Consider the following 21552-nt stretch of genomic DNA (forward strand, 5'->3'; position numbering starts at 1 on the left):
GTGGTGACCCGGCCGGGGGCCTCCGTCCGCCGGGGGATGCCGTCGCCGTTCGAGGCGATCGGCTCCAAAGTGATATCACTTTGCTAGACTCCTGCTAGTAGGCCGATCACCGACAGTCAGGAGAGCTCATGACCGCGGAACGCGACACCGACGCGAAGCCGGTGCGGATGCCCGAATCGCCGGTCGTCGAACAGCAGGCGTTCCGGCTGCCGGGCGTGCTGATGGCCGTGGTGGCGCTCGTGCTCGTGCTCGGTGGTGGCGGGGTGCTGTTCGCCGGGATCGTCGTCGACGCGGTCCTCCTGATGGGGCTCGGGCTGGTGCCGGGAGTCGCCGGACTCGTGCTGCTGGGCGGGCTCATCGCGGTCGCGCCCGGCGAGGCGCGCGTGCTGCAGTTCCTCGGCCGCTACACCGGCACGGTGCGCTCGACCGGCCTGCACTGGGTGAACCCGTTCAGCAGCAAGACGAAGGTGTCCACCCGGATCCGCAATCACGAGACCGCTGTCATGAAGGTCAACGACTCGGACGGCAACCCCATCGAGATCGCCTCCGTGGTGGTGTGGCAGGTCGCCGACACGGCGCAGGCCACGTTCGCCGTCGACAGCTTCGTCGAGTTCGTCGAGACCCAGACCGAGACGGCGGTCCGGCACATCGCCACCAGCTACCCCTACGACGGCGACGAGGACCAGCCCTTCTCGTTGCGGGACAACGCCGACGAGATCACCGGCAAGCTCTCCGCCGAGATCGCCGCTCGGGTGCGGGCGGCCGGCGTCGACGTGGTCGAGTCCCGGCTCACCCACCTCGCCTACGCTCCCGAGATCGCCCAGGCCATGCTGCAGCGCCAGCAGGCCGGTGCCGTCGTCGCAGCCCGGCAGCGCATCGTCGAAGGAGCTGTCGGCATGGTCGACCTCGCGCTGCAGAAGCTCTCGGAGCGCGAGGTCGTCGACCTGGACGAGGAGCGCAAGGCGGCCATGGTCAGCAACCTGCTGGTCGTGCTCTGCGGGGACACCCAGCCCGTGGTCAACACGGGCTCGCTCTACCACTGATCGGGTCGTGACATCGTGGCGAGCGGTCCACGGCTCCTGCCGGAAGGGCAGGACCGGTAGGACCGCGGAAGACCGTCGCGACGGTCGAGAGAGGCGGTGAGGGCATGGTCGCGCGGAAGGGTTTCCTGCTCCGGTTGGACCCGGCGATCCACGACGCGCTCGCCGTGTGGGCGCGGGACGAGCTGCGCAGCACCAACGCGCAGATCGAGTTCCTGCTGCGGCGAGCTCTCGCCGACGCCGGACGGCTCCCCTCCGACGCAGGTGGACCGGCCAAGCGCGGCAGACCCCCGAAACCGACCGCGGACTGACCGAGCCGCTCCGGGCCAGGACCCGACTCAGCCGTGCAGGGCGAGGTAGGGCGCGAGCGCGAGGAGGGTGACGATCAGCGCGAGCTTCAGGCTGCGGGTGGGCAGGGCGTGGGCGATCTTCCAGCCGAGCACGACCCCGGCGAGCTCGGGGAGGCCGACCAGCGCGGCCAGCGGCCAGTTGATGGCGCCGTGGGCGAGGTAGCCGAGCGAACCCGCGGTGGCGATGACCACCGACTGCGCTTGCGCGGAGGCCAACGATTCCAGCACCGGCACGCCGAGCGCCACCAGCAGGGGAACGGTGAGCATCGGGCCGCCGATGCCCACCACGCCCGAGACGAGGGCCACCGCGAAGCCGAGCCCGACGACCAGCGTCGCGGGCGGGTGCGCCAGCCGTTCCGCCGACGAGTGGTGCTCGCGGTACCACACCAGCGCGGCGACGGCCGCCAGGAGCACGCCGAGCACGACCCCGAACGCGCGCTGGGACACCAGGGTGTTCAGCAGCACGCCGATGGGTGTGCCGACCACGGCCGTGCAGGCCAGGATCAGTGCGGTGCGGCGGGTTTCGGGCTCGCGCAGCTGCCCGGAGCGGGTGTAGGCGGCGGTCCCGAGAACGCCGGTGGCGACGTGGGTGACGATCGCGGTGCCCGCGACCTCAGCGGGCGAGAGGTCGGTCAGGGCGAACAGCCCGATCGTGGGCAGCACGCCGCCGGGGCCGACCGCGGTGATCCCGATCCCTCCGGCGAGGCCCAGCAGCCCGAGCAGCACCAGCACGGGCAGGGGGAGCGCGGCCATCATCGGGCGGCCGACGATCGGTCGGGGGAGTGCACGGCGTAGCTCACCGGCACAGCTCACTTCCTCGGCCGGGTGAGGTCAAGGCCGACGATGCCGGGTCTGGTGCGCCGAGAACGCGGGGCACGCACCGGTGCTCAGGAGCAGACCGCTCCGTTCGCGGCGGAGCCGACGAGCTTCGCGTACTTGGCCAGCACGCCCGTGCGGTGCCCCGGGGAGCGCGGGGTCCAATTGTTCCGCCGCCTCTCCAGCTCGTGCTGCGGGATGTCGAGGTCGAGGGTCTTGGCGGCCATGTCGAGCACGATCGGGTCGCCGTCGGCCACCAGCGCGATGGGGCCGCCGTCGGTGGCTTCCGGCGCGACGTGCCCGATGCACAGGCCGGTCGTCGCTCCGGAGAAGCGCCCGTCGGTGACGAGCAGCACGTCCTTGCCCAGGCCCGCACCCTTGATCATGCCGGTGACGGCGAGCATCTCCCGCATCCCGGGGCCACCGCGCGGGCCCTCGTAGCGGATCACCACGACGTCGCCGGGGACGACGGTGCCGTCGGCGACGGCGTCGAGAGCGCCCTGCTCGCCGTCGAAAACCCTGGCGCGGCCGCGGAATTCGGCGGCGTCGAAGCCCGCGGACTTGACCACGGCGCCGTCCGGCGCCAGCGAGCCGCGCAGGACGGTGATCCCGCCCGTCGGGTGGATGGGGTCGTTCATCGCGTGGATCACGGTGCCGTCGAGGTCCGGCGGGTCGATCTCGGCGAGGTTGTCGGCGACGGTGCGGCCGGTGCAGGTGAGCGCGTCGCCGTGCAGGAGACCGGCGTCCAGCAGCGCCTTCATCACCACGGGCACCCCGCCGACCTGGTCGACCGTGCTCATCACGTGCGCGCCGAAGGGCTTGACGTCGGCCAGGTGCGGGACCCGGTCGCCGATGCGGTCGAAGTCGTCGAGGGCGAGCGGCACCTGCGCCTCGGCGGCGATCGCGAGCAGGTGCAGCACGGCGTTCGTGGACCCGCCGAACGCCAGCACGACGGCGATCGCGTTCTCGAACGCCTCGCGGGTCAGGACCTGCCGGGCGGTGATCCGCTGCTCCAGCATCCCGATCACCGCCTCGCCCGAGGCGCGGGCGATGCCGTCGCGCCGCCGGTCGACGGCGGGCGGGCTCGCCGAGCCCGGCAACGCCATGCCCAGCGCCTCGGCGGCGCTGGCCATCGTGTTCGCCGTGTACATGCCGGCGCAGGCGCCTTCGCCCGGGCAGATGGCGCGCTCGATCTCGGTGAGCTCGTCGCGGCTGATCAGCCCGCGGGCGCAGGCGCCGACGGCCTCGAACGCATCGGCGATGTTGACCTCGCGCCCGTCGACGTGCCCGGGCAGGATCGTCCCGGCGTAGACGAAGGTGGCGGCCAGGTCGAGCCGGGCGGCGGCCATCAGCATCCCGGGCAGCGACTTGTCGCACCCGGCGAGCAGGACGGTGCCGTCGAGCCGTTCGGCCTCGACGACCGTCTCCACCGAGTCGGCGATGATGTCGCGGCTGACCAGCGAGTAGTGCATGCCGACGTGACCCATCGAGATGCCGTCGGAGACCGAGATCGTGCCGAACTCCATCGGGTAACCGCCCGCGCGGTGCACGCCTTCCTTCGCGGCCTGCGCCAAGCGCTGCAGGGACAGGTTGCACGGCGTGATCTCGTTCCAGCTCGACGCGATGCCGATCTGCGGCTTGGCGAGGTCGGCATCGCGCATCCCGACGGCGCGGAGCATGCCGCGCGCGGCGGTGCGCTCGATGCCTTGCGTGACCTGGCGGGAGCGAAGTTCGAGGTCGGACATCACGGCTCCTCGGCGCGGAGTGGACGGGACGACGAACCTCACGATGGCAGCCCGCGGCCGCGCAGGCACGCTTGGACACGCGAGAGTTGATGATGCGGACGTGGGAGGAGCGCCCTGCGCGGGGCAGGGCGCTCCTCCCGGAGGGCGAGCGCTATTCGAGCAGACCCATCAGGCCCGGCAGCCCCAGGGACAGCGCGGGGATGAAGGTGACGGCGACGAGCAGCAGGACGAGCCCGACGAAGTGCGGGATCAGCTTCGGGACGACCCGCTCGATCGACTCCCCGCTGACCCCGGTCCCGACGAACAGGACCGAACCGACCGGCGGCGTCATGGTGCCGATGCACATCGCGAGGATGAGCACCATCCCGAACTGGACCGGGTCCATCCCGATCTCCTCGGTGATGGGCAGCAGGATCGGCGTGAAGATCAGGATCGCGGGCGTGATGTCCATGAACGTGCCCACGACCAGCAGCAGGAGCAGCATCAGCACCAGGATGATCGCCTGCGAGTCGGCCACCGACAGCAGCGCGTCGGTGATCGCCCCCGGGATGCCGGTGTAGGCCATCACCCACGACATGCCCGCCGAGGCGGCGATGAGGAACATGACGATGCCGGTGGAGACGATCGTCCGGGTCACGACGTCGGTGAACGACGCCCACGACATGCTCCGGTACGCCAGCGACAGCACCAGCGTGTACAGCACGGCCACCGCGGCGCCTTCGGTCGCGGTGAAGATCCCGAAGACGATCCCGCCGACGACCACGACGATCAGCAGCAGGCCGGGCAGCGCCCGCAGCAGGCAGCGGAAGCCCTCGCCGACCGTGACGCGCTCGACCTTGGGGTAGCGCTGCCGCCGGGTGAAGACGTAGGCGATCACCATGATCACCAGGCCCATCAGGATCCCCGGCACGTAGCCCGCCATGAACAGCGCCGATACCGACACCCCACCGGCCACCGTCGAGTAGACGATCGCGGCCGTCGTCGGCGGGATGAGCAGGCCCGTCGGGGCGGAGGCGATGTTGACCGCGGCGCTGAAAGCCGGGTCGTAACCGGCCTTCCGCTGGCGGTCGTGCAGCGTGCTGCCGATCGCGGCGGCCGAGGCCACGGCGGAGCCCGACAGGGCTCCGAAGAGCATGTTCGCCAGCACGTTGGTGTGCGCCAGCGCCCCGGGCACGCGGCCCACCGCCACCAGGGCGAGGTCGACCAGGCGCCGCGCGATGCCACCCGTGTTCATGATGTTGCCCGCGAAGATGAACAGCGGGACGGCCAGCAGCGAGAAGCTCTCGATGCCGACGTTCATCTGCTGGCCGATGATGTAGGTGGAGTCGTCCCACGGCAGGAAGACCAGTGCGGTGATGAACGAGGCCACCCCGAGCGACACCGAGATCGGCACGCCCGCGAACAGCAGGACGAAGAACGCGGCGAACAGGATCGAGACGGCGGTGAGAGCACCCATCAGTCCGTTCCCTCCGTCTCGATCGTGACCTCGCGGAGGAGGTCTTCCCAGATGTTGAGGACCTGCGCGAACGCGATCGCCAGACCGGCGACCGGCCCGATCGCGTAGACCAGGCCGCGGGGAATCCCCAGCAGCGCCGAGTAGTCGGCGCTGGCGCTCCACGCCAGCATCGCGCCGCCGATCACCAGCACGATCACGGCGAAGGCCAGCACCAGGACGTCCGAGCCGAGCACGAGGGCGCGGCGCACCGCGGGCCCGAAGCGGTCCAGCAGCACCACCAGCGACATGTGCTTGCGGTGCAGGAACGCGTACGCGGCGCTGACCATCGAGGTCCAGATGAGCGCGTAGCGCACCAGTTCCTCGGTGAAGGCGGCGGGCGATCCCAGCACGTAGCGGGTGAAGACCTGGAAGAGCACTAACAGGGTCATGATCACCAGCAGGACGCCGGCGAAGCCCGCGAGCGCGGCGCCGAGCCCCTGGCGCACCCGGGCGAGACGGTCGAGCGCGGTCATGGAGTTCCTCGCTTCCCAGCCGAGCCGATGACGGACAGGAGCTCGGCGACCTGCGGGTACCGCTTCGCGTACTGGTCGATCACCGGCCTGGTCGCCGCGCGGAAGGCGTTGGTGTCGACGTCGGTGATGAACTCGACGCCCATCGCCTTCGCCTCGGTGATGGCCTCCTGGGTCGTCCGGGCCCAGTCGGCCTTCTGGCGCTCGGTCGACGCCCGGGCGGCCTCGGTGAGCAGCTGCTCGTCGGCAGGGGCGAGCCGATCCCAGGTCTCGGTGCTGATCACGAGCATGTCCGGGATGCGGGTGTGCTCGGTCATCGAGAAGGCGTGGGAGACCTCGCCGTGGGCGCTGTCGGTGAGCACGGTCTCGTTGCTCTCGGCGCCGTCGATCAGGCCGGTCTGCAACGAGGTGTAGGTGTCGCTGAAGGCCATCACGACCGGGGCCGCGCCCAGCGCTCCGACGAAGTCGGTCTGCGACCGCATGTCCTGCACGCGGATCTTCTGCCCGCGCAGGTCTTCCGGGGTCCTGATCGGCTTGTTGCCCGTGTAGAAGGACCGCGCCCCGGAGCTGTAGTAGGTCAGGCCGACGAAACCCTCGTCGGCGGTCGAGCGCAGGTAGTCGGCCATCTGAGGTGAGTCCATCACCTCGTAGAACTCCTGCTCGGAGTCGAAGAGGTAGGGCAGGCCGAAGGTGTTGTAGCCGGGGTCGTAGGTCGCCAGTCCCGGCGCGCTGACCCGGGTCATGTCGACGATGCCCTGGTGCAGCTGTCCCAGCACCTCGGGTTCGTCGCCGAGCTGGCCGTTGCCGTAGATCTTGACCGCGATGCGTCCGCCGCTTCGACGCTTCACGTCCTCGGCGAAGGACGCGAGGGCCTTCGAGGTGACGTGATCGTCGCCGAGGTTGTTGGCGAGGGTCAGCACCAAGGGGTTCTCCGGCGTCGCCTCAGCGCTCGTCCGCGCGCCGGACGCCGGCGCGCACGCGGCGAGGGCCGCAACGAGGACCAGGGCGACGATGCCGCTGATCAGTCGTTTCCTCATGCCTGCCTTTCTCACATGCCGATCATGTCGACCGGCTCGAAGGAGATCGTGGCGACCAGATCGCCGCCGTGGTCGGGGGTTTTGACGAGCGCGGAGCCGAGCGCGATGTCGTAGTACCAGCCCGCCTCCGCCTCGTCGAAGCGAGCGCGGTGCAGGAACTGCGGCAGCCGCCGGCCGTCGAGGTCGACCCGGTGGGGGCACTGGCCGGGCCGGACGACGTCGAAGAGCAGTCGTCGCACGGTGCTGCGGTGCTCGCCGCGCCGGGTCAGCTCCAGGCGCACCTGCTCGCCCGCGGTCATCCGGATCTCGGTCTCGCGGAAGGCACCGTCCTCGTGGGCGCGGGTGAGGCCGTCGTCCTCGTAGAGGGTGAACCGGGCGTCGCGGTCGGGGACGCAGATCAGGCGCAGGTCGGTGACCTCGTCGCGGGTGAGGCTGCGCAGCTGGTTCTCCGCGACCGGGACGATGCCGCCGCCGCGCAGGAACAGCGGGATCGAGCCGAGGTCCACCGGCAGTTCCACGACCTGCCCGCCCTGGTGGCGCTGCCGGGTCCAGGCGTCGTAGAACACCTCGCCCGCCGGGAGCCGGACCGAGCGGGTGCGCGCTCCGGGGGTGAGCACGGTGGCGACGAGCAGCGCGTCGCCGAGCATGAACTCCTCGGCGCTCTCGTCCACGCCCGGGTCGTCCTGGAAGGCGCTGACCAGAGCCTCCATGATCGGCCACCCGGTCGCCGAGGCGCGCGCCGCGAGCGAGTACAGGTACGGGAACAGCCGGTAGCGCAGCTTGATCGCGTCCCTGACGTGATGGGTGTGGTCGGGGTACATCCACGGCTCGGTCACGGTGTTGTCGGAGTTGACCGAGTGGATGGAGAACCGGGGCTGGAAGATGCCGTGCTGCACCCACCGCACCAGCAGCTCGGGCTCCGGAGCGGGACCGTGGAAACCGCCGATGTCGCAGCCGTGGTGCGGGAAGCCGGACAGCCCCATGCCGAGGATCGTGGCGATGTTGTGCCGCAACGATTCCCACGAGGTGGAGTTGTCGCCCGCCCAGCTCTGGGCGTAGCGCTGGATCCCCGCGTGACCGGAGCGGCACACGATGTAGGGGCGCGCCGACGGGTTCGTCGCGGCGATGCCGTCGCGGGTCACCCGGCACATCAGGTTCGACATGACGTTGCGCAGCCGGGCGACGGTCGCACCCGCGCCGTCGAAGTCGACGCCGGAATCGGTGTCGATGATGCCGTCGTACTCGCAGTTGTCGTTCCAGACCGAGGTCGTGCCCTTGTCGAGGACCGCTTCGGTGAGCCAGCGCTGCCACGCCGCGCGAGCGTCGGGCTTGGTGAAGTCGACGAAGCGACCCGGCCCGCCCCACCAGGCACCGGCGGCCGGGCCCGCGCCGGCCGTCGCGACCGCGTCCGCGCTCCGGGTGACGAAGACGTCAGCTTCGGCGAACTCGTCCAGGCGGGGGTGGACGTCGAGGACACCGGGCTTGACGTTCGGGGACACGGTGATGCCGCGCTCGGCCATCGAGGCGAAAAAGCCTTCGGGGGAGGGGAATCGGCGCTCGTTCCAGGTGAAGACGCACCGCTTCGGCCCGGCCTCGGTCGGCTGCGTGGTGTAGCCGGAGGAGAGCTGGAAGCCGTCGACGGGGATGTCCTCGGCCCTGGCGATGTCGATGAAATCGGTGATGGCGCGGTCGCTGTCGGCGTCGAGCTCGGAGTAGTACATCGATGAGGCGAGGTAGCCCAGCGCGTACTTGGGCAGCAGCGGCGGCCTGCCGGTCAGCGCGGTGTAGCGGCGCACCACGTCCCGGATCGCCGGACCGGCGATCAGGAAGAGGTCGATGTCGCCGCCGTCGGCGCGGTAGCGGCTGTGCGGCGGCCAGTAGTTGCTGCGCTCCCGGCCGAGGTCGAGGTCGCAGTCGTAGGTGTTGTGGTAGAAGTAGCCGACCGCCTTGCGGCTCGTCCGGTTCATCTTGAGGTAGAACGGGATGTGCTTGTAGAGCGGGTCCGTCTCCCGCGCGTCGTAGCCCAGCGCGTCCTTCGGGCTCATCGTGATGAGCTTCTGCGCCTTGTTCAGCGGCCCCGTGGTCTCGCCGAAACCGTAGAAGGCGTCGTCGCGCGAGATCTCGCTGGAGTGGATGCGGCGGCCGTTGGAATCCTCCCGGTAACCGAGCCCGACCACGTCGGAGTGCAGCAGCGCTCCCTCGTCGTCGTGCACGCGGATCCGGAACGGGTCCTTGTCGATGTCCACCCGGAGGCCACCGCCGGTGACGCGGACGAGTTCGCCCAGGTCCTCGACGTCGAGCGGCAGCGCTGTCACGCGGGTGCGCTCGTCGGCCATGAACTCGTCGAGCCGGTCCGGCCACGCCGTCGTGGTGAGCGTGTAGGACTCCTCGGCGAAGTCGCCGTCGAAACCGGCGCGGATCCGCAGGACGCCGTCGCTCGGGACGACGAGCCGGATCTCCACGCCGTCGGTGTGGACGTGGACCCGGTCACCGGCCCGTTCCACTCGTTCGACTCGTGATGTGACGCGCACGTGAACTTCTCTCGATCTGGCGAAGTGTTCGCCGACGTTGGGGCAGCACCGGCGATGACGATGGTGCGGCACCGGCCGCGGTGACGCGGCCGGTGCGCGGCTCACCAATCGTGAACGGTGCCGTCCTGGAGCCGGTTGACCGGCAGGTACGCCCGCTCGTAGGGGTGCTGCGCCGCCAGCTCCTCGTCGAAGTGGATGCCCAGACCGGGCTCCTCACCGGGGCGCAGGCCACCGCCGGCGAACTCGTAGGTCGGACCGAAGACCGCCCGCGTCTGCTCGCTGTGGACCATGTACTCCTGGATGCCGAAGTTGTGCAGCGCCGTGCCCAGGTGCACGGCGGCGGCCAGGCCGACCGGCGAGACGTCGGTCGGCCCGTGCATGCCGGACTTGACCTGGTACATCGCCGCGTAGTCCATGATCCGCCGCACGCTGCTGATGCCGCCCGCGTGCGTGATCGGCGAGCGCACGTAGTCGATGAGCTGCTCGCGGATCAGGTGCTGGTAGTCCCACACGGAGTTGAACACCTCGCCGATCGCCAGCGGCGTGGTGGTGTGGTGACGCACCCAGCGCAGCGCTTCCTGGTTCTCGGCGGGGGTGACGTCTTCGAGCCAGAACAGGTCGTAGGGCTCCAGCGACTTGCCGAGCTTGGCTGCCTGGATCGGGGTGAGGCGGTGGTGCGCGTCGTGCAGCAGCGCGATGTCCTCGCCGAACTCCCCGCGCACGGCCTCGAACACCGAGGGAACGTGCCGCAGGTAGGCGCGGGTGTCCCAGTTCTCCTCGGCGGGCAGCGCCGATCGGCGGGCGGGCTCGTAGTCGTAGCGGGTGTCGTCGCCGATCGAGGCGGCCGCGCTGGAGGCCACGCCGTACACCGAGTCCAGCCCGGGCACGCCGGTCTGGATGCGGATGGCGCGGAAGCCCTCCTCCAGGTGCTGTCGCACCGAGTCGAACAGCTCGGGGATGTCCTTGCCGCTGGCGTGGCCGTAGACCAGGCAGCGCTCGCGGGAGGCGCCGCCGAGCAGCTGGTAGAGCGGCAGGCCGGCGACCTTGGCCTTGATGTCCCACAGCGCGGTGTCCACGGCCGCGATCGCGGCCATCGTCACCGGGCCGCGCCGCCAGTAGGCGCCGCGGTAGAGGTACTGCCAGGTGTCCTCGATGGCGTGCGCGTCGCGCCCGATCAGCAGCGGCACGACGTGGTCGGTGAGGTAGCTGGCCACCGCCAGCTCGCGGCCGTTGAGCGTGCCGTCGCCGTAGCCGACCACCCCGTCGTCCGTGGTGATCTTCAGCGTGACGAAGTTGCGCCCCGGGCTGGTGACGATGACGTCTGCGCGCTCGATGAGCACTGGTCCTCCTTGACTGGGAACGACGAGCGGTCGCCGGTCCGCGGGCTCGTGACCGCTGCGGTGGCCGTGCGGCTCGTGGTCGGTTCAACGTAGGAGTGACCGCGTATGCTGACAACCAGTTGCCATTTGTTGCCAACATCAACAGCGACCGCCTCGGCGGCGCTCCGACCACGGAGGTGCGCGGTGGACCAGCCCCGGCCGACCATCTACGACGTCGCCCAGCACTGCGGCGTCGCGGCCTCCACCGTGTCGCGCACGTTCTCGCATCCCAGCCGGGTCAACCCCGCCACCCGCGAGAAGGTCCGCGCCGCCGCCGAGGAGGTCGGCTACCTCCCGCGCCCGCTGGCGCGCGCGGAGGCGCCCGGCCGCACGCGGACGATCACCCTGGTGGTCACCGACATCGCCAACCCGTACTACGTCCCGCTGATCAAGGCGGCCCAGTCCCAGGCGCTGGAGAAGGACTACACGCTGGCCCTGACCGACAGCGACGAGTCACCGCACGTCGAGGTCAGCAACCTGCGGCAGCTGCTCGCGACCACCAGCGGTGCCATCCTGGCCACCTCCCGCCTGTCCGACGAGGTCATCCGCCAGATCGCCCAGCACCGCGCGCTGGTCATCGTCAACCGCGAGATCGAGGGGGTCCCCAGCCTCGTGGTCGACACCGCCGGGGGGATGCGCAAGGCCGTCCGCCACCTGGCCGCCATCGGGCATCGCCGCATCGCCTACCTCGCCGGGCCCCGCAACTCCTGGATCAACAGCGCGAGATGGCGCGCGGTGCAGGACGAATCCCGCTCGCTCGGCATCGACGCGGCGTTCGTGGGCCCGCACGTGCCCAACCTGCGGGGCGGGCACGAGGCGGCCGACGCGCTGATGCTGGAGCGCGCGACCGCCGCCATTGCCTACAACGACCTCATCGCCATCGGCGCCCTGCAACGCCTGCAAGCGGCGGGTGTCAGCGTGCCCGCGGACTTCAGCCTCATCGGCTGCGACGACATCTTCGGGGCCGACCTGACCGCACCGGGCCTGACCACGGTCGCCGGGCCGACCGAACGGCTCGGCAGGTCCGCCGTCGACGCGCTGCACGCCCAGCTCACCCACCGCGCTCGGGTCGAGTCGACGCTCTTCGACGCCCACCTCGTCACGCGCGGCTCCACCGCCGCCCCGCGGGATGACAACTGATGGCAACTAGTTGCATCCGTTGTTCGTGATGAGCACGCTGCTCGCATGGACCGTGGCACGGCAGCATCTCCTGGGACCCCGCACGACCACGAGCGCGCGAGCACCCCACCGCCCTCCCGGGGCTCGGGCCGGGTGGCGCTCACCCCGCACCCGGACCGGTTGCTCCCGCCCGACCCGACCCGGCGCGGCATCGCGCGGCGGCTCTACGACAGCGTCCGCGACCTCCCGCTGATCAGCCCGCACGGGCACGTCGAGGCGAGACTGCTCGCGACCGACGAGCCGTTCACCGATCCGGCGTCGTTGCTGGTCACGCCCGACCACTACATCACCCGGCTGCTGCACGCCCACGGCGTGCCGCTGCCCCGCCTCGGTCTGCGCGACAGCGCGGACGGCGCCGCTCCGGCCGCACCCAGGGAGGTGTGGCGGACCTTCTGCGAGCACTGGCACCTGTTCCTGGGCACCGCGTCCCGGGGGTGGCTGGAGGCCGAGCTGCACGACGTGCTCGGCGTGACGGTGCAGCCCTCGGCCGACACCGCCGACGAGCTGTTCGACGAGATCACGGCCCGGCTGCGCGAACCCGAGTTCCGGCCCCGCGCGCTCCACGACTCGTTCGGGATCGCCGCGCTGGCCACCACCGACGACCCCGCCGACGACCTGTCCCACCACGCGGCCCTGGCCGACGACCCGTCGTGGTCGGGCCGCGTGCTGCCGACCTTCCGGCCCGACCGCCACCTCGACGCGACCGCGCCCGGTTGGAGCGCCGCCCTGGACGACCTGGCAGCCGCCAGCGGCATCGACACCGGCGACTACGACGGGCTGGTCCGGGCGCTGGAGAACCGGCGCGAGCACTTCCGCGCGCACGGCGCCACCGCCACCGATCACAGCGCCCCCGACGCGCGCATGGCCTTCCTGGACCGCGACCGCGCGCAGCGCCTGTTCGCCGAGGTCAAAGCCGGGACGGCGAGCGCCGAGGACGCCCGGCTGCTGTCGCAGCAGCTGCTCGGCGAGATGGCGCGCATGTCCAGCGAGGACGGCATGGTCATGGCGCTGCACACCGGCAGCAGGCGCAACCACCACCCGGGGACGGCGCGCCGCTTCGGTCCCGACACCGGTCACGACATCCCGCTGCAGGCCGAGTTCACCCGCGCGCTGCAACCGATGCTGGAGCGGTTCGGCACGAACCCGCGGTTCCAGACCGTGCTGTTCACCCTCGACGAGACGGTCTTCTCCCGCGAACTCGCCCCGCTCGCCGGGTTCTACCCCTCGGTCTACCTCGGCGCGCCGTGGTGGTTCCTCGACGCGCCCCGCGCGATGCACCGCTTCCGCGACGCCGTCACCGAGACCGCGGGCTTCTACCGCAACGCGGGCTTCATCGACGACACCCGCGGGTTCTGCTCCATCCCGGCCCGCCACGACACGGCCCGCCGGGTCGACGCGGCCCACCTGGCGGGACTGGTCGCCGAACACGTCATCAGCGAGGACGACGCCGCCGTCGTCATCCGCGATCTTCACGACCTCCAGCCGAAGAGGGCGTTCCGACTGTGACGGCACGACTGACCCGCGCCTCCGCCGGTGTCCGCCCACCGGCCCCGGTGCGGGCCGTCCACCTGGGGCTGGGCGCGTTCCACCGGGCCCACCAGGCCGCGTACACGATGGCCGACCCGGACTGGGGCGTCGCGGCCTACACCTTCCGCAACACCGAGCTGCCGCGCACCCTCACCGAGCAGGACGGGCTGTTCTCGTTGCAGGTGCGCGACGACGGCGACACCGAGGCCGTGATCGTCGACGCGATCAGCCGCGCCCACCCCGGCTGCGACTCCGAGCAGTGGCTCGCCGATCTCGCCTCGCCCGAGGTGGCGCTGCTGACGCTGACCATCACCGAGGCCGGGTACCGGGTGTCCGGCGATCCGGACGGGACCGCGATCGGCCGCGTCCTCGCCGGGCTGCGCGGGCGCTACCGCGCGGGCGGCGCCCCCATCGCGCTGGTCCCGTGCGACAACCTGCCGGGCAACGGCGGCGTGCTGCGCGAGGCGATCCGCACCGCCGCCGCGCGGGAGGACGCGGGTTTCCGCGCTTGGGCCGAGGACCAGGTGTCGTTCGTCGACACCGTCGTCGACCGCATCACGCCCGCCACCACCGAGCAGGACCTCGCCACCGCCGCGCAGCTGACCGGGTTCGAAGACCGGGCCCCCGTGGTGACCGAACCCTTCAGCGAGTGGCTGCTGGCCGGGGACTTCCCGCTCGGCAGGCCCGCGTGGGAGGAGGCCGGTGCCCGGTTCGTCGACGACCTAGCCGCCTACGAGCAGCGCAAGCTGTGGTTCCTCAACGGTGCGCACACGCTGCTGGCCTACGCGGGTTTGGCGCTGGGATGCGCGACCGTCGACGAGGCCGTCCGGCACCCGGTGCTGGCCCGGCTGACGGCCTTGTGGTGGGACGTCGCATCGCGCCACGCGTCGCTGCGGGCGCAGGAGCTGGCCGACTACCGGCAGCGCCTGCTGCTGCGCTTCTCCTCGCGCGGGGTGCGGCACAACCTGCTGCAGATCGCCTCCGACGGGTCCCAGAAGATCCCGGCCCGCATCCTGCCGGTGCTGCTCGCCGAACGCGCTGCGCAGCGGATGCCCGACGCACCCGTCGCGGCGCTGGCCGGCTGGCTGATCCACCTGCGCGAGAACCCGGTCACCGACCCGTGCGCCGACGAGCTGGTCCCGCTGGCCCGCTCGGCGGACGCCGTCCGCGCGGTTCTGTCCGCCGTGGACAGCAGCCTCGCCGAGGACCGCGAGCTGGTGGCCGCGGTGGGGGACCACGTCCAACGCCTGCGCGAGGCCACCGGCCGGATCGCGTAGCACCGGGAGGGGCCCCGGCCGGGTCTGCTCCGCCGGTCCGGCAGGGGTGCCACCCCGGGAGCGACAATGGGTGGATGAGCCTGCGGTGCAGCAGCGTCGTCGAGTTCCCGGTCGAGGAGGTGTTCGCCTGGCACGCGCGCCCGGGTGCGATCACGCGGCTGACACCGCCCTGGCAACCGGTCCGCGTGCTCGGCGAGGCGACCTCGTTGCGCGACGGCCGCGCGGTGCTGGGCTTCCCGGGTGGACTGCGGTGGGTGGCCTCGCACCGACCCGACGGCTACCGGCCACCGCACCGCTTCGTCGACCAGCTCACCTCGCTCCCGCTGTCGGCGGTGCTGTCCTGGCGCCACACGCACGAGTTCACGAGCCTCGACGAGCGCAGCACGCGGGTGACCGACACCGTCGAGACCGCCGTGCCCGAGCGCGCGTTGCGAGCGATGTTCACCTACCGGCACGCCCAGCTCCGCGACGACCTCGCCGCCCACGCCCGCGCCCGGGCGTGGGCGGCGTCGCCGAGGACCGTGGCGGTCACCGGTTCCTCCGGACTGGTGGGGCGCGCCGTGACCGCGCTGCTGACCACGGGAGGCCACCAGGTGATCCGGCTGGTGCGGCGCCCGGCCCGATCCCGCGACGAGCGCCAGTGGCGGCCCGAGGACCCGGCGCCGGACCTGCTCACCGGCGTGGACGCGGTGATCCACCTGGCCGGGTCCCCGATCGCAGGTCGCTTCACCGACGCGCACGAGGCGGCGATCCGCGACAGCCGGGTTCGCCCCACGCGCCGGTTGGCGGAGCTGGCGGCGACCGGTGGTCCGAGCGCGTTCGTCTCCGCCTCCGCGGTCGGCTACTACGGCACCGCCCGGGGCGACGAGATCCTGACCGAGTCCAGCCCGCGCGGTGACGGCTTCCTCGCCGAGGTGGCCGCCGACTGGGAAGCGGCCACGACACCGGCCGCCGAAGCCGGATTGCGCACGACGAACGTGCGCACCGGCATCGTGCAGAGCCCGCGCGGCGGCGTCCTCGCGCTGCAGCACCCGCTGTTCTCCGCGGGACTGGGCGGTCGGCTCGGTGACGGCCACCAGTGGACGCCGTGGATCGGCATCGACGACCTGTCCGACATCTACCTGCGCTGCGTCCTCGACCCCGGCCTGTCCGGTCCGGTCAACGCCGTGGCCCCCGTCCCGGTGCGCAACGCCGACCACGCCGCGACGCTGGCGCGGGTGCTCTCCCGCCCGGCCCTGCTGCCGGTGCCCGAGCTGGGCCCTCGCCTGCTGCTCGGGGAGCGGGGCGCCCGCGAACTCGCCTTCGCCGATCAACGAGTGCACCCCGAGCGGCTGCGGCGAGCCGGGCACCGGTTCCGCCACCCGCACCTGGAAACCGCGCTGCGGCACGTCTTCGGCCGACCCGCACCCGGAGGGTGAACCCGGTGACCGCACGCCTCCCGCTCGGGTCGGCTCCCGTGCCGCTGATCCGGACTGCGACCTGCACCGGAGAGGGTGATGCTGGTCCGAACAGCACCTCGACGGAGGAGGCGTGGACGATGTCCAGTCCTACGGGGGAACAAGGCAGCACCAGCGGTGCTGAACGGGCGGAACAACGGCGGGCTCCCGAACAGGGCCGCGAGTGGGCGGTCTCGCACGCACGATCGAGTTCCAGGGACGCGAACTGGTTGGCCTTCGGCGGCTGGATGCTCATCCTGGTCGGCGCGTTCAACCTCATCGCCGGCCTGGCGGCGCTGTTCCGGCCCGACTACTACGTCGTCGGGGCGGGGGAGCTGCTGATCTTCGACTTCGGCGTCTGGGGCTGGGTGTGGCTGGCCGTCGGCTTGGTGCAGGTCCTGGCCGGTGCCGGCTGCCTGAGCGGGCAGGCGTGGGCGCGGATCGCCGGAATCGGCCTGGCGGGGCTGGCCGCGATCGCGCACGTGGCGTTCCTCGCCGCGTTCCCGGTCTGGGAGCTCATGCTGATCGCGCTGTCCGTGCTGGTGATCTACGCGCTCGTCGTCCCGGACAAGGACGCCACGGCCTGAACGAGGACCTGCCTCACCGGGGGCAAGACCGGAAACCCGGGTGGCTCGAACCGGATTCGTTTTTGCGGGTCTCGGCGGGCGGCTCTAGCCTGCGGTGGTGGTCGTGCAGCGGTTGCAAGCCGTCGCGTTGGTCCTCGGGCCGGTGGTGTTCGCCGCGTCGCCTCTGTTCTGGGTCGACGGCCACTACGGCGTGACCGGTGGTGTGCTGATCGCCTTGTCCATGATCCCTTGGGTTTTCGGGTTGATCGGTGAGTACGACCGGTTGCGGCAACGGGTTCCGGTGATCGCGGCGTTGTGGCTGGTTCTGCTGCTGGTGGGGATGTTGGGCAGCATCTCCTTCGGGCTGCAGGGATTCTTCGAAGCGGCCCTCGGAGTGCCGGGCCGGATCGGGGTGGCGAGCTTCGCGGACCTGCCGCCGGAGAGCGTGCTCGTGCTGTGGCTGCCGGGGCCGGCGTTCCCCGCGGCGATGCTGGTCTTCGGCGTGCTCCTGGTGTGGACGCGGTCGGCGCCGTGGTGGGACGCGGCGTTGATCTGCCTGGCCGCCGTGGCCTTCCCGCTCGGCCGCGTTCTGCGCCTGGAGTGGGTCGCCTACGTGGTGGACCTGCTCGTGATCGTCGCCTTCGCCCACCTCGCCTGGCGTGCGTGGCGTCGCGCCGGTCGGGACGCCGCGGCTTCTCCGGGCGCCACGTGACGACACCAGTGAGGTGAGTGATGGATCTCCAGTTCCTGCGGCCGCTCTTCGACGGCGATGGCGACGTCGCTTCGGTCCACCTCGACACCAGCCGCGGAACCGCGGACTCGGACAAGCAGATCGAGCTCCGGTGGCGCGCCGCCCGCAGCGCGCTCGCCGAGCAGGGCGCCGACGCGGACGCGCTCGCGGCGCTGGACGGTGTGGTCGGGGGAGCGAGAGACGTGCCGGGTCCGCAGGGGGAAGCGCTGTTCGCCTCGGGCGGCCGGGTCCTGGCCGTGCACACCATGTCCGAGCCGCCGAGCGGCGACACCGCGGTGAACCTCCCGGTGGCCGACCCGCTGCCGCTCGCGCTCGACCGGGACCACCAGCTCGCCCACGTGGTCGTCGCGGTGGACCGCGAGGGCGCCGACGTCGACGCCTACCCGGCCGCCGCCGCGGCACCGTCGTTCCAGCGGACCTTCAACGGTTCCACGCTGCACATCACGCGGGTGCGGGCGGGCGCGGTCTCGCACGCCGCGTACCACCGCCGTTCGGTGAACCTGTGGTCGGAGAACACCGAGCAGGTCGCCGAGGACGTCCGCGAGGCGGCGGCCGAGGTCGAGGCCGCGGTCATCCTCATCGCGGGAGACCCGAAGGCGATCGGACTGCTGCGCGACCACCTCACCGCACGCCCGCCCCGGGGCCGGACCGTCTACGTCGAGGGCGGCCGAACCGACCAGTCGGCGATCGACGTGCTGCGGGCGAGCGTCGACGAGGCGATGCACGAGGCCATGATCGAGAGCCACCGCGCGGTGCTCGACGAGCTCGAAGCGACCCTCGCCGGAGGTCACGGGCTCCAAGGGCTCGCACCGGTGATGGAGGCGCTGTCGCAGGGCCGGGTCGAGACGCTGCTGCTGGCCGCGGACCGGGCGGACGACCCCGAGCTCGTGGGATCGCGTCGCGACCCGATGGCGGTGGTCAGCGACGCGACCGCGCTCGGGGACGACGCCACGACGTTCACCGCCCCCGCGAGCGCGCTGCTGCTGCGCTCGGCCGTGCACGGCAACGCGAAGTTCACCGAACTCCTGCCCGGAACCCGGTGCGCGGACGGCGTCGCGGCGATGCTCCGCTACTGACGGTCACCCGGTCGTTGGGGCGTTCCCGAGTTCGGTGCGGGAGACCGGTCAGGTGGTCGTGCCGTCGTCGAGGATCAGGTCGTCGACCGCTCTGCGCGGTGCCGGGACGGTGGGGCCGCCGTAACCGATCCGCAGCAACGCCTGGGGATGGAGCGTCCCGCCCAGCAGGTCGCGCAGTTCGTCGCGGGTGTCCGGCACCTCGATGACCTCCGAGATCATCGAGGCGGCCAGGCCGCGGGCGGTCGCCGTCAACCAGACGTTCTGAACCGCTTGCCCGGCCTGCAGTTCGGCGTAGCGGGTTTCCTGGGGAGTGCAGAGCACTGCCAGCAGCGGGTACGACTCGTACTCGACCCCTTCGGGGCGCGGTGACACCCCGGCCGAGAAGTCCCGGTGCACCCACTGGTCCTGCGGCCCTGGCCTGGGCCCTGCGGCCGAGGTGGGCACGCCTTCCGAGGTGTCTGCAGGTCGGCCGGTCCACGCTGCCAGCTCGGTGCGGAACCGCGGATCGGCCTCCTGGATGCGGTGGGCCCGGTGGACCAAGCCCTCGAGCGTGCCGAGCTCTCCGGGCGTGACGATGTGCAGTCGGCACTGCTCGGATTGCGCGGCGTGGAGCATGTGGCTTCGCTCCGCGGTCGGCACCGGCACGTCGCGGAACGGGGCGCGGTGGCTGTGCCGCCGCGGAATCGCGGCGTGCAGTCGACGTGCTTCCGGGCGGGGGTCGGTGCGGCCGCCGCTGCGGATCTCCGCGAGCACCGTGGGGCCGGCGAAGTGCGGGAGCAAGGTCACGTTCGGCCTCGTGCCGGCGTTCTCGAGCGCGAGCCGCAGGTTGAACAGCGCGGCCCCGCAGGCGAGGCGGAGCTCACGTCCCGCCGGGTCGGCGGCTGGCAGGAGGCGTGCCGGGTCGTAGTGCAGTTCGATCACCTGTGGCAGGAGCCGGAACCGCCACGGCTGCGTGTTGTGCAGCGACGGGGCGAAGCTCGCGTGTCTGATGATCTGCTCGATCTCGGTGGGTGGCAGATCGAGTGCGGTGGAAATCCGGGGCACGTGCCGCCTCCTGGTCGGGTGCGCGTTCCGATGGGATGTGGTGACCGTGGCCGAGCCCGATCGACGGCGCCAGGGTCCAACGTCCGTAGCGGCGGTGGCTCACCGCCGGGGGCGGCCCGCGGTGGCGGCGTCATCGGATCCAGGTCGCACGGCCCTTCCGTCGTCCTCGCGGACCCGGTCGGCTTGGGTTGGCGGAACGGGGACGCGGCGGGCGTGGGGGATCGAGGCACCGGGGCCGCGTCGCCACCGAAGCACTCACGAACCGGAGGTTCGCTGTCGTCGACAGCTGGTGACCATGAGCGATGAGCGGGATCGCGGTGCGGGCGCCGACGCGCAGCGCGTGCCGCGCGCGACGTACGAGAAGGAGCTGTTCCGCCTCCAGGCCGAGCTGGTCAAGCTGCAGGAATGGGTCCGGCGGGAGGGGGTCCGGCTGGTCGTGGTGTTCGAAGGGCGGGACGCGGCGGGCAAGGGCAGTGCGATCAAACGCGTCGCCGAGTACCTCAACCCTCGGGTGGCGCGCATCGTTGCCTTGCCGGCTCCGACCGAGCGCGAGCGCCGGGAGTGGTACTTCCAGCGTTACGTGGCGCAGCTGCCCGCGGCCGGTGAGATCGCCCTGTTCGACCGGAGTTGGTACAACCGCGCGGGTGTCGAGCACGTCATGGGCCTGTGCACCGCGGACGAGCACCAGCGATTCCTGCGGCAGTGCCCGGTGTTCGAACAGCTGCTGGTCGAGGATGGTGTGCTGCTGCGCAAGTACTGGTTCTCGGTGAGCAGGGAGGAGCAGCGGCGCCGGTTGCAGCGCCGCAGCGAGGACCCGATGCGGCGCTGGAAGTTGTCCGCGCTCGACCTGGAGTCGGTGACCAGGTGGGAGCAGTACTCCGATGCGCGGGACGAGATGCTGGCCGCGACCGACACCCCGCTGTCACCCTGGTACCTGGTCGAGAGCGAGGACAAGCGTCGCGCGCGGATCAACGTGATCGCGCACCTGCTGTCGACCGTGCCGTACTGCGACGTGCCACGCCCCCGATTCGAGCTGCCCGCTGTGGCGCCTCCGGCTGAACGCCGGCGGCCCCCTCGTGCCCATCACACCTACGTGCCCGATCACGCCGCACTGCTCTGAAGGCTGCCGGCGACCGCTGTGCTGCGCCGAGCGATGGGGGCCTAGGTCCGGGGACGCAGGCGCGGCGAGCCCGTTCCGAGTTCGCGGATGACGACGACGGGGCAGGAGGCGTGGTCGATGCAGTAGCGGGCGGTGGAGCCGATGAGAGCGCGTGCGAACGTGCCCGTGCCCCTGTGCCCGACCACGAGCAAGTCAGCCGTCGCGGCCTGGTCGAGGATCACTTCGGCGGGATGGCCGCCCGCGGTGCGCTGTCGGATGCGCGGGAGATCGTCTTCCGGCACTGCGGCGCGGACGATGTCGTGGAGCGCGTTCTTGGTGGCGAGATCGAGTTGTTCGGCCGTGGGCATCGGCCAGTCGTAGAGCTCGGGCACGGTCCAGGCCATCACGGCGGCGATGGTGGCCTCGGTGCGTCGCGCTTGGTCGACCGCCCAGCGCAGCGCCGCCAGCGAAGCGGGGGAGCCGTCGACCCCGACGACGATGAGGTGTTCTGACGGAGAGTTCATGTCGTGCTCCGCGATGTCGTGCGGTGCGGCTCGCGCACCGCTGGATCGGCTCCGGAGGACGGACCAACCGTTGGGGGTGAGGCGCACGCCGTCGGGTCGGACCTCTCGAACCTCGGGCGCCGTGCGGTCATCGCGAGGTGTCGCGGACGACGACCACCGGGCAGCGCGCGTGGTGCACGACGTGCTGGCTGACCGAGCCGAGCAGGGCTT

General features: G+C 71.6%; 20 protein-coding genes. 10 read left to right on the top strand and 10 right to left on the bottom strand.

The genetic code is table 11. The features are described 5' to 3' along the window. Nucleotides 1–128: 128 nt before the first annotated feature. Nucleotides 129–1043, top strand: a complete 915-nt coding sequence (locus QFW96_RS28005) for an SPFH domain-containing protein (protein ID WP_281458744.1) — start codon at nt 129–131, stop codon at nt 1041–1043. Between the two features lie 104 nt (nt 1044–1147). After that, entirely contained in the window at nt 1148–1351 is a 204-nt protein-coding gene (locus tag QFW96_RS28010; protein ID WP_281458745.1) for a type II toxin-antitoxin system antitoxin, read from the top strand. A gap of 27 nt (nt 1352–1378) precedes the next feature. Here QFW96_RS28010 and QFW96_RS28015 read toward each other — a convergent pair whose 3' ends face one another. From QFW96_RS28015 to manD, 7 genes are all read right to left on the bottom strand, one after another. Beyond that, entirely contained in the window at nt 1379–2143 is a 765-nt protein-coding gene (locus tag QFW96_RS28015; protein WP_281458746.1) for a sulfite exporter TauE/SafE family protein, read from the bottom strand. 134 nt (nt 2144–2277) lie between these two features. Beyond that, entirely contained in the window at nt 2278–3951 is a 1674-nt protein-coding gene (ilvD, locus tag QFW96_RS28020) for a dihydroxy-acid dehydratase (RefSeq protein ID WP_281458747.1), read from the bottom strand. Between the two features lie 151 nt (nt 3952–4102). Beyond that, nucleotides 4103–5407 (bottom strand): TRAP transporter large permease, encoded by a 1305-nt coding sequence (locus tag QFW96_RS28025; protein ID WP_281458748.1) that lies wholly within the window; start codon nt 5405–5407, stop codon nt 4103–4105. Beyond that, nucleotides 5407–5919, bottom strand: a complete 513-nt coding sequence (locus tag QFW96_RS28030; RefSeq protein WP_281458749.1) for a TRAP transporter small permease — start codon at nt 5917–5919, stop codon at nt 5407–5409. Before QFW96_RS28030 ends, QFW96_RS28025 begins: the two co-directional genes overlap by 1 nt. After that, nucleotides 5916–6953: a TRAP transporter substrate-binding protein gene (locus QFW96_RS28035; RefSeq protein ID WP_281458750.1), complete on the bottom strand. Its 1038-nt coding sequence runs from the start codon at nt 6951–6953 to the stop codon at nt 5916–5918. The genes QFW96_RS28030 and QFW96_RS28035 overlap by 4 nt, the downstream gene beginning before the upstream one ends. Nucleotides 6954–6964: 11 nt before the next feature. After that, the gene (locus tag QFW96_RS28040; protein WP_281458751.1) at nt 6965–9484 is read right to left on the bottom strand and encodes a glycoside hydrolase family 31 protein; all 2520 of its coding nucleotides are present in this window, start codon (nt 9482–9484) and stop codon (nt 6965–6967) included. A gap of 101 nt (nt 9485–9585) precedes the next feature. Further along, nucleotides 9586–10824 carry a D-mannonate dehydratase ManD gene (gene manD / locus QFW96_RS28045; RefSeq protein ID WP_281458752.1) on the bottom strand — a complete coding sequence of 413 codons (1239 nt, stop codon included), beginning with the start codon at nt 10822–10824 and terminating at the stop codon, nt 9586–9588. Between the two features lie 183 nt (nt 10825–11007). Between manD and QFW96_RS28050 the strand changes: the two genes are divergently transcribed. The 7 genes from QFW96_RS28050 (at nt 11008) to QFW96_RS28080 (ending at nt 18675) form a co-directional block, all read left to right on the top strand. Continuing rightward, complete coding sequence (locus QFW96_RS28050; RefSeq protein WP_281458753.1) at nt 11008–12003, top strand: LacI family DNA-binding transcriptional regulator; 996 nt, start codon at nt 11008–11010, stop codon at nt 12001–12003. Nucleotides 12004–12048: 45 nt separating this feature from the next. After that, nucleotides 12049–13548 (top strand): glucuronate isomerase, encoded by a 1500-nt coding sequence (gene uxaC / locus QFW96_RS28055; protein ID WP_281458754.1) that lies wholly within the window; start codon nt 12049–12051, stop codon nt 13546–13548. After that, a complete protein-coding gene (locus QFW96_RS28060; protein ID WP_281458755.1) occupies nt 13545–14846 on the top strand; it encodes a mannitol dehydrogenase family protein in 1302 nt (433 codons plus the stop codon). The genes uxaC and QFW96_RS28060 overlap by 4 nt, the downstream gene beginning before the upstream one ends. Before the next feature lie 74 nt (nt 14847–14920). Then, on the top strand, nt 14921–16264 hold the full coding sequence (locus tag QFW96_RS28065) for a TIGR01777 family oxidoreductase (protein WP_281458756.1): 1344 nt from the start codon (nt 14921–14923) through the stop codon (nt 16262–16264). A gap of 119 nt (nt 16265–16383) precedes the next feature. Beyond that, on the top strand, nt 16384–16869 hold the full coding sequence (locus QFW96_RS28070) for a DUF7144 family membrane protein (RefSeq protein WP_281458757.1): 486 nt from the start codon (nt 16384–16386) through the stop codon (nt 16867–16869). A gap of 103 nt (nt 16870–16972) precedes the next feature. Beyond that, on the top strand, nt 16973–17560 hold the full coding sequence (locus tag QFW96_RS28075; protein WP_281458758.1) for a hypothetical protein: 588 nt from the start codon (nt 16973–16975) through the stop codon (nt 17558–17560). A 20-nt stretch (nt 17561–17580) separates the two neighbouring features. Continuing rightward, on the top strand, nt 17581–18675 hold the full coding sequence (locus tag QFW96_RS28080) for a baeRF2 domain-containing protein (protein ID WP_281458759.1): 1095 nt from the start codon (nt 17581–17583) through the stop codon (nt 18673–18675). A gap of 48 nt (nt 18676–18723) precedes the next feature. On the opposite strand, the gene QFW96_RS28085 is transcribed toward QFW96_RS28080, so the two are convergent. Further along, nucleotides 18724–19719 carry an Acg family FMN-binding oxidoreductase gene (locus QFW96_RS28085; protein ID WP_281458760.1) on the bottom strand — a complete coding sequence of 332 codons (996 nt, stop codon included), beginning with the start codon at nt 19717–19719 and terminating at the stop codon, nt 18724–18726. A gap of 295 nt (nt 19720–20014) precedes the next feature. Here QFW96_RS28085 and ppk2 point away from each other — a divergent pair, with 295 nt between their 5' ends. Continuing rightward, complete coding sequence (ppk2, locus tag QFW96_RS28090) at nt 20015–20839, top strand: polyphosphate kinase 2 (protein WP_281458761.1); 825 nt, start codon at nt 20015–20017, stop codon at nt 20837–20839. Nucleotides 20840–20880: 41 nt separating this feature from the next. Here ppk2 and QFW96_RS28095 read toward each other — a convergent pair whose 3' ends face one another. Both QFW96_RS28095 and QFW96_RS28100 read right to left on the bottom strand, forming a co-directional pair. Then, nucleotides 20881–21342: a universal stress protein gene (locus QFW96_RS28095; RefSeq protein ID WP_281458762.1), complete on the bottom strand. Its 462-nt coding sequence runs from the start codon at nt 21340–21342 to the stop codon at nt 20881–20883. Between the two features lie 127 nt (nt 21343–21469). Beyond that, the gene (locus QFW96_RS28100; protein ID WP_425524808.1) at nt 21470–21520 is read right to left on the bottom strand and encodes a hypothetical protein; all 51 of its coding nucleotides are present in this window, start codon (nt 21518–21520) and stop codon (nt 21470–21472) included. Nucleotides 21521–21552 lie beyond the last annotated feature (32 nt).

Origin of the sequence: Saccharopolyspora ipomoeae (genome assembly GCF_029952525.1) — a bacterium.
GTDB lineage: Bacteria > Actinomycetota > Actinomycetes > Mycobacteriales > Pseudonocardiaceae > Saccharopolyspora > Saccharopolyspora ipomoeae.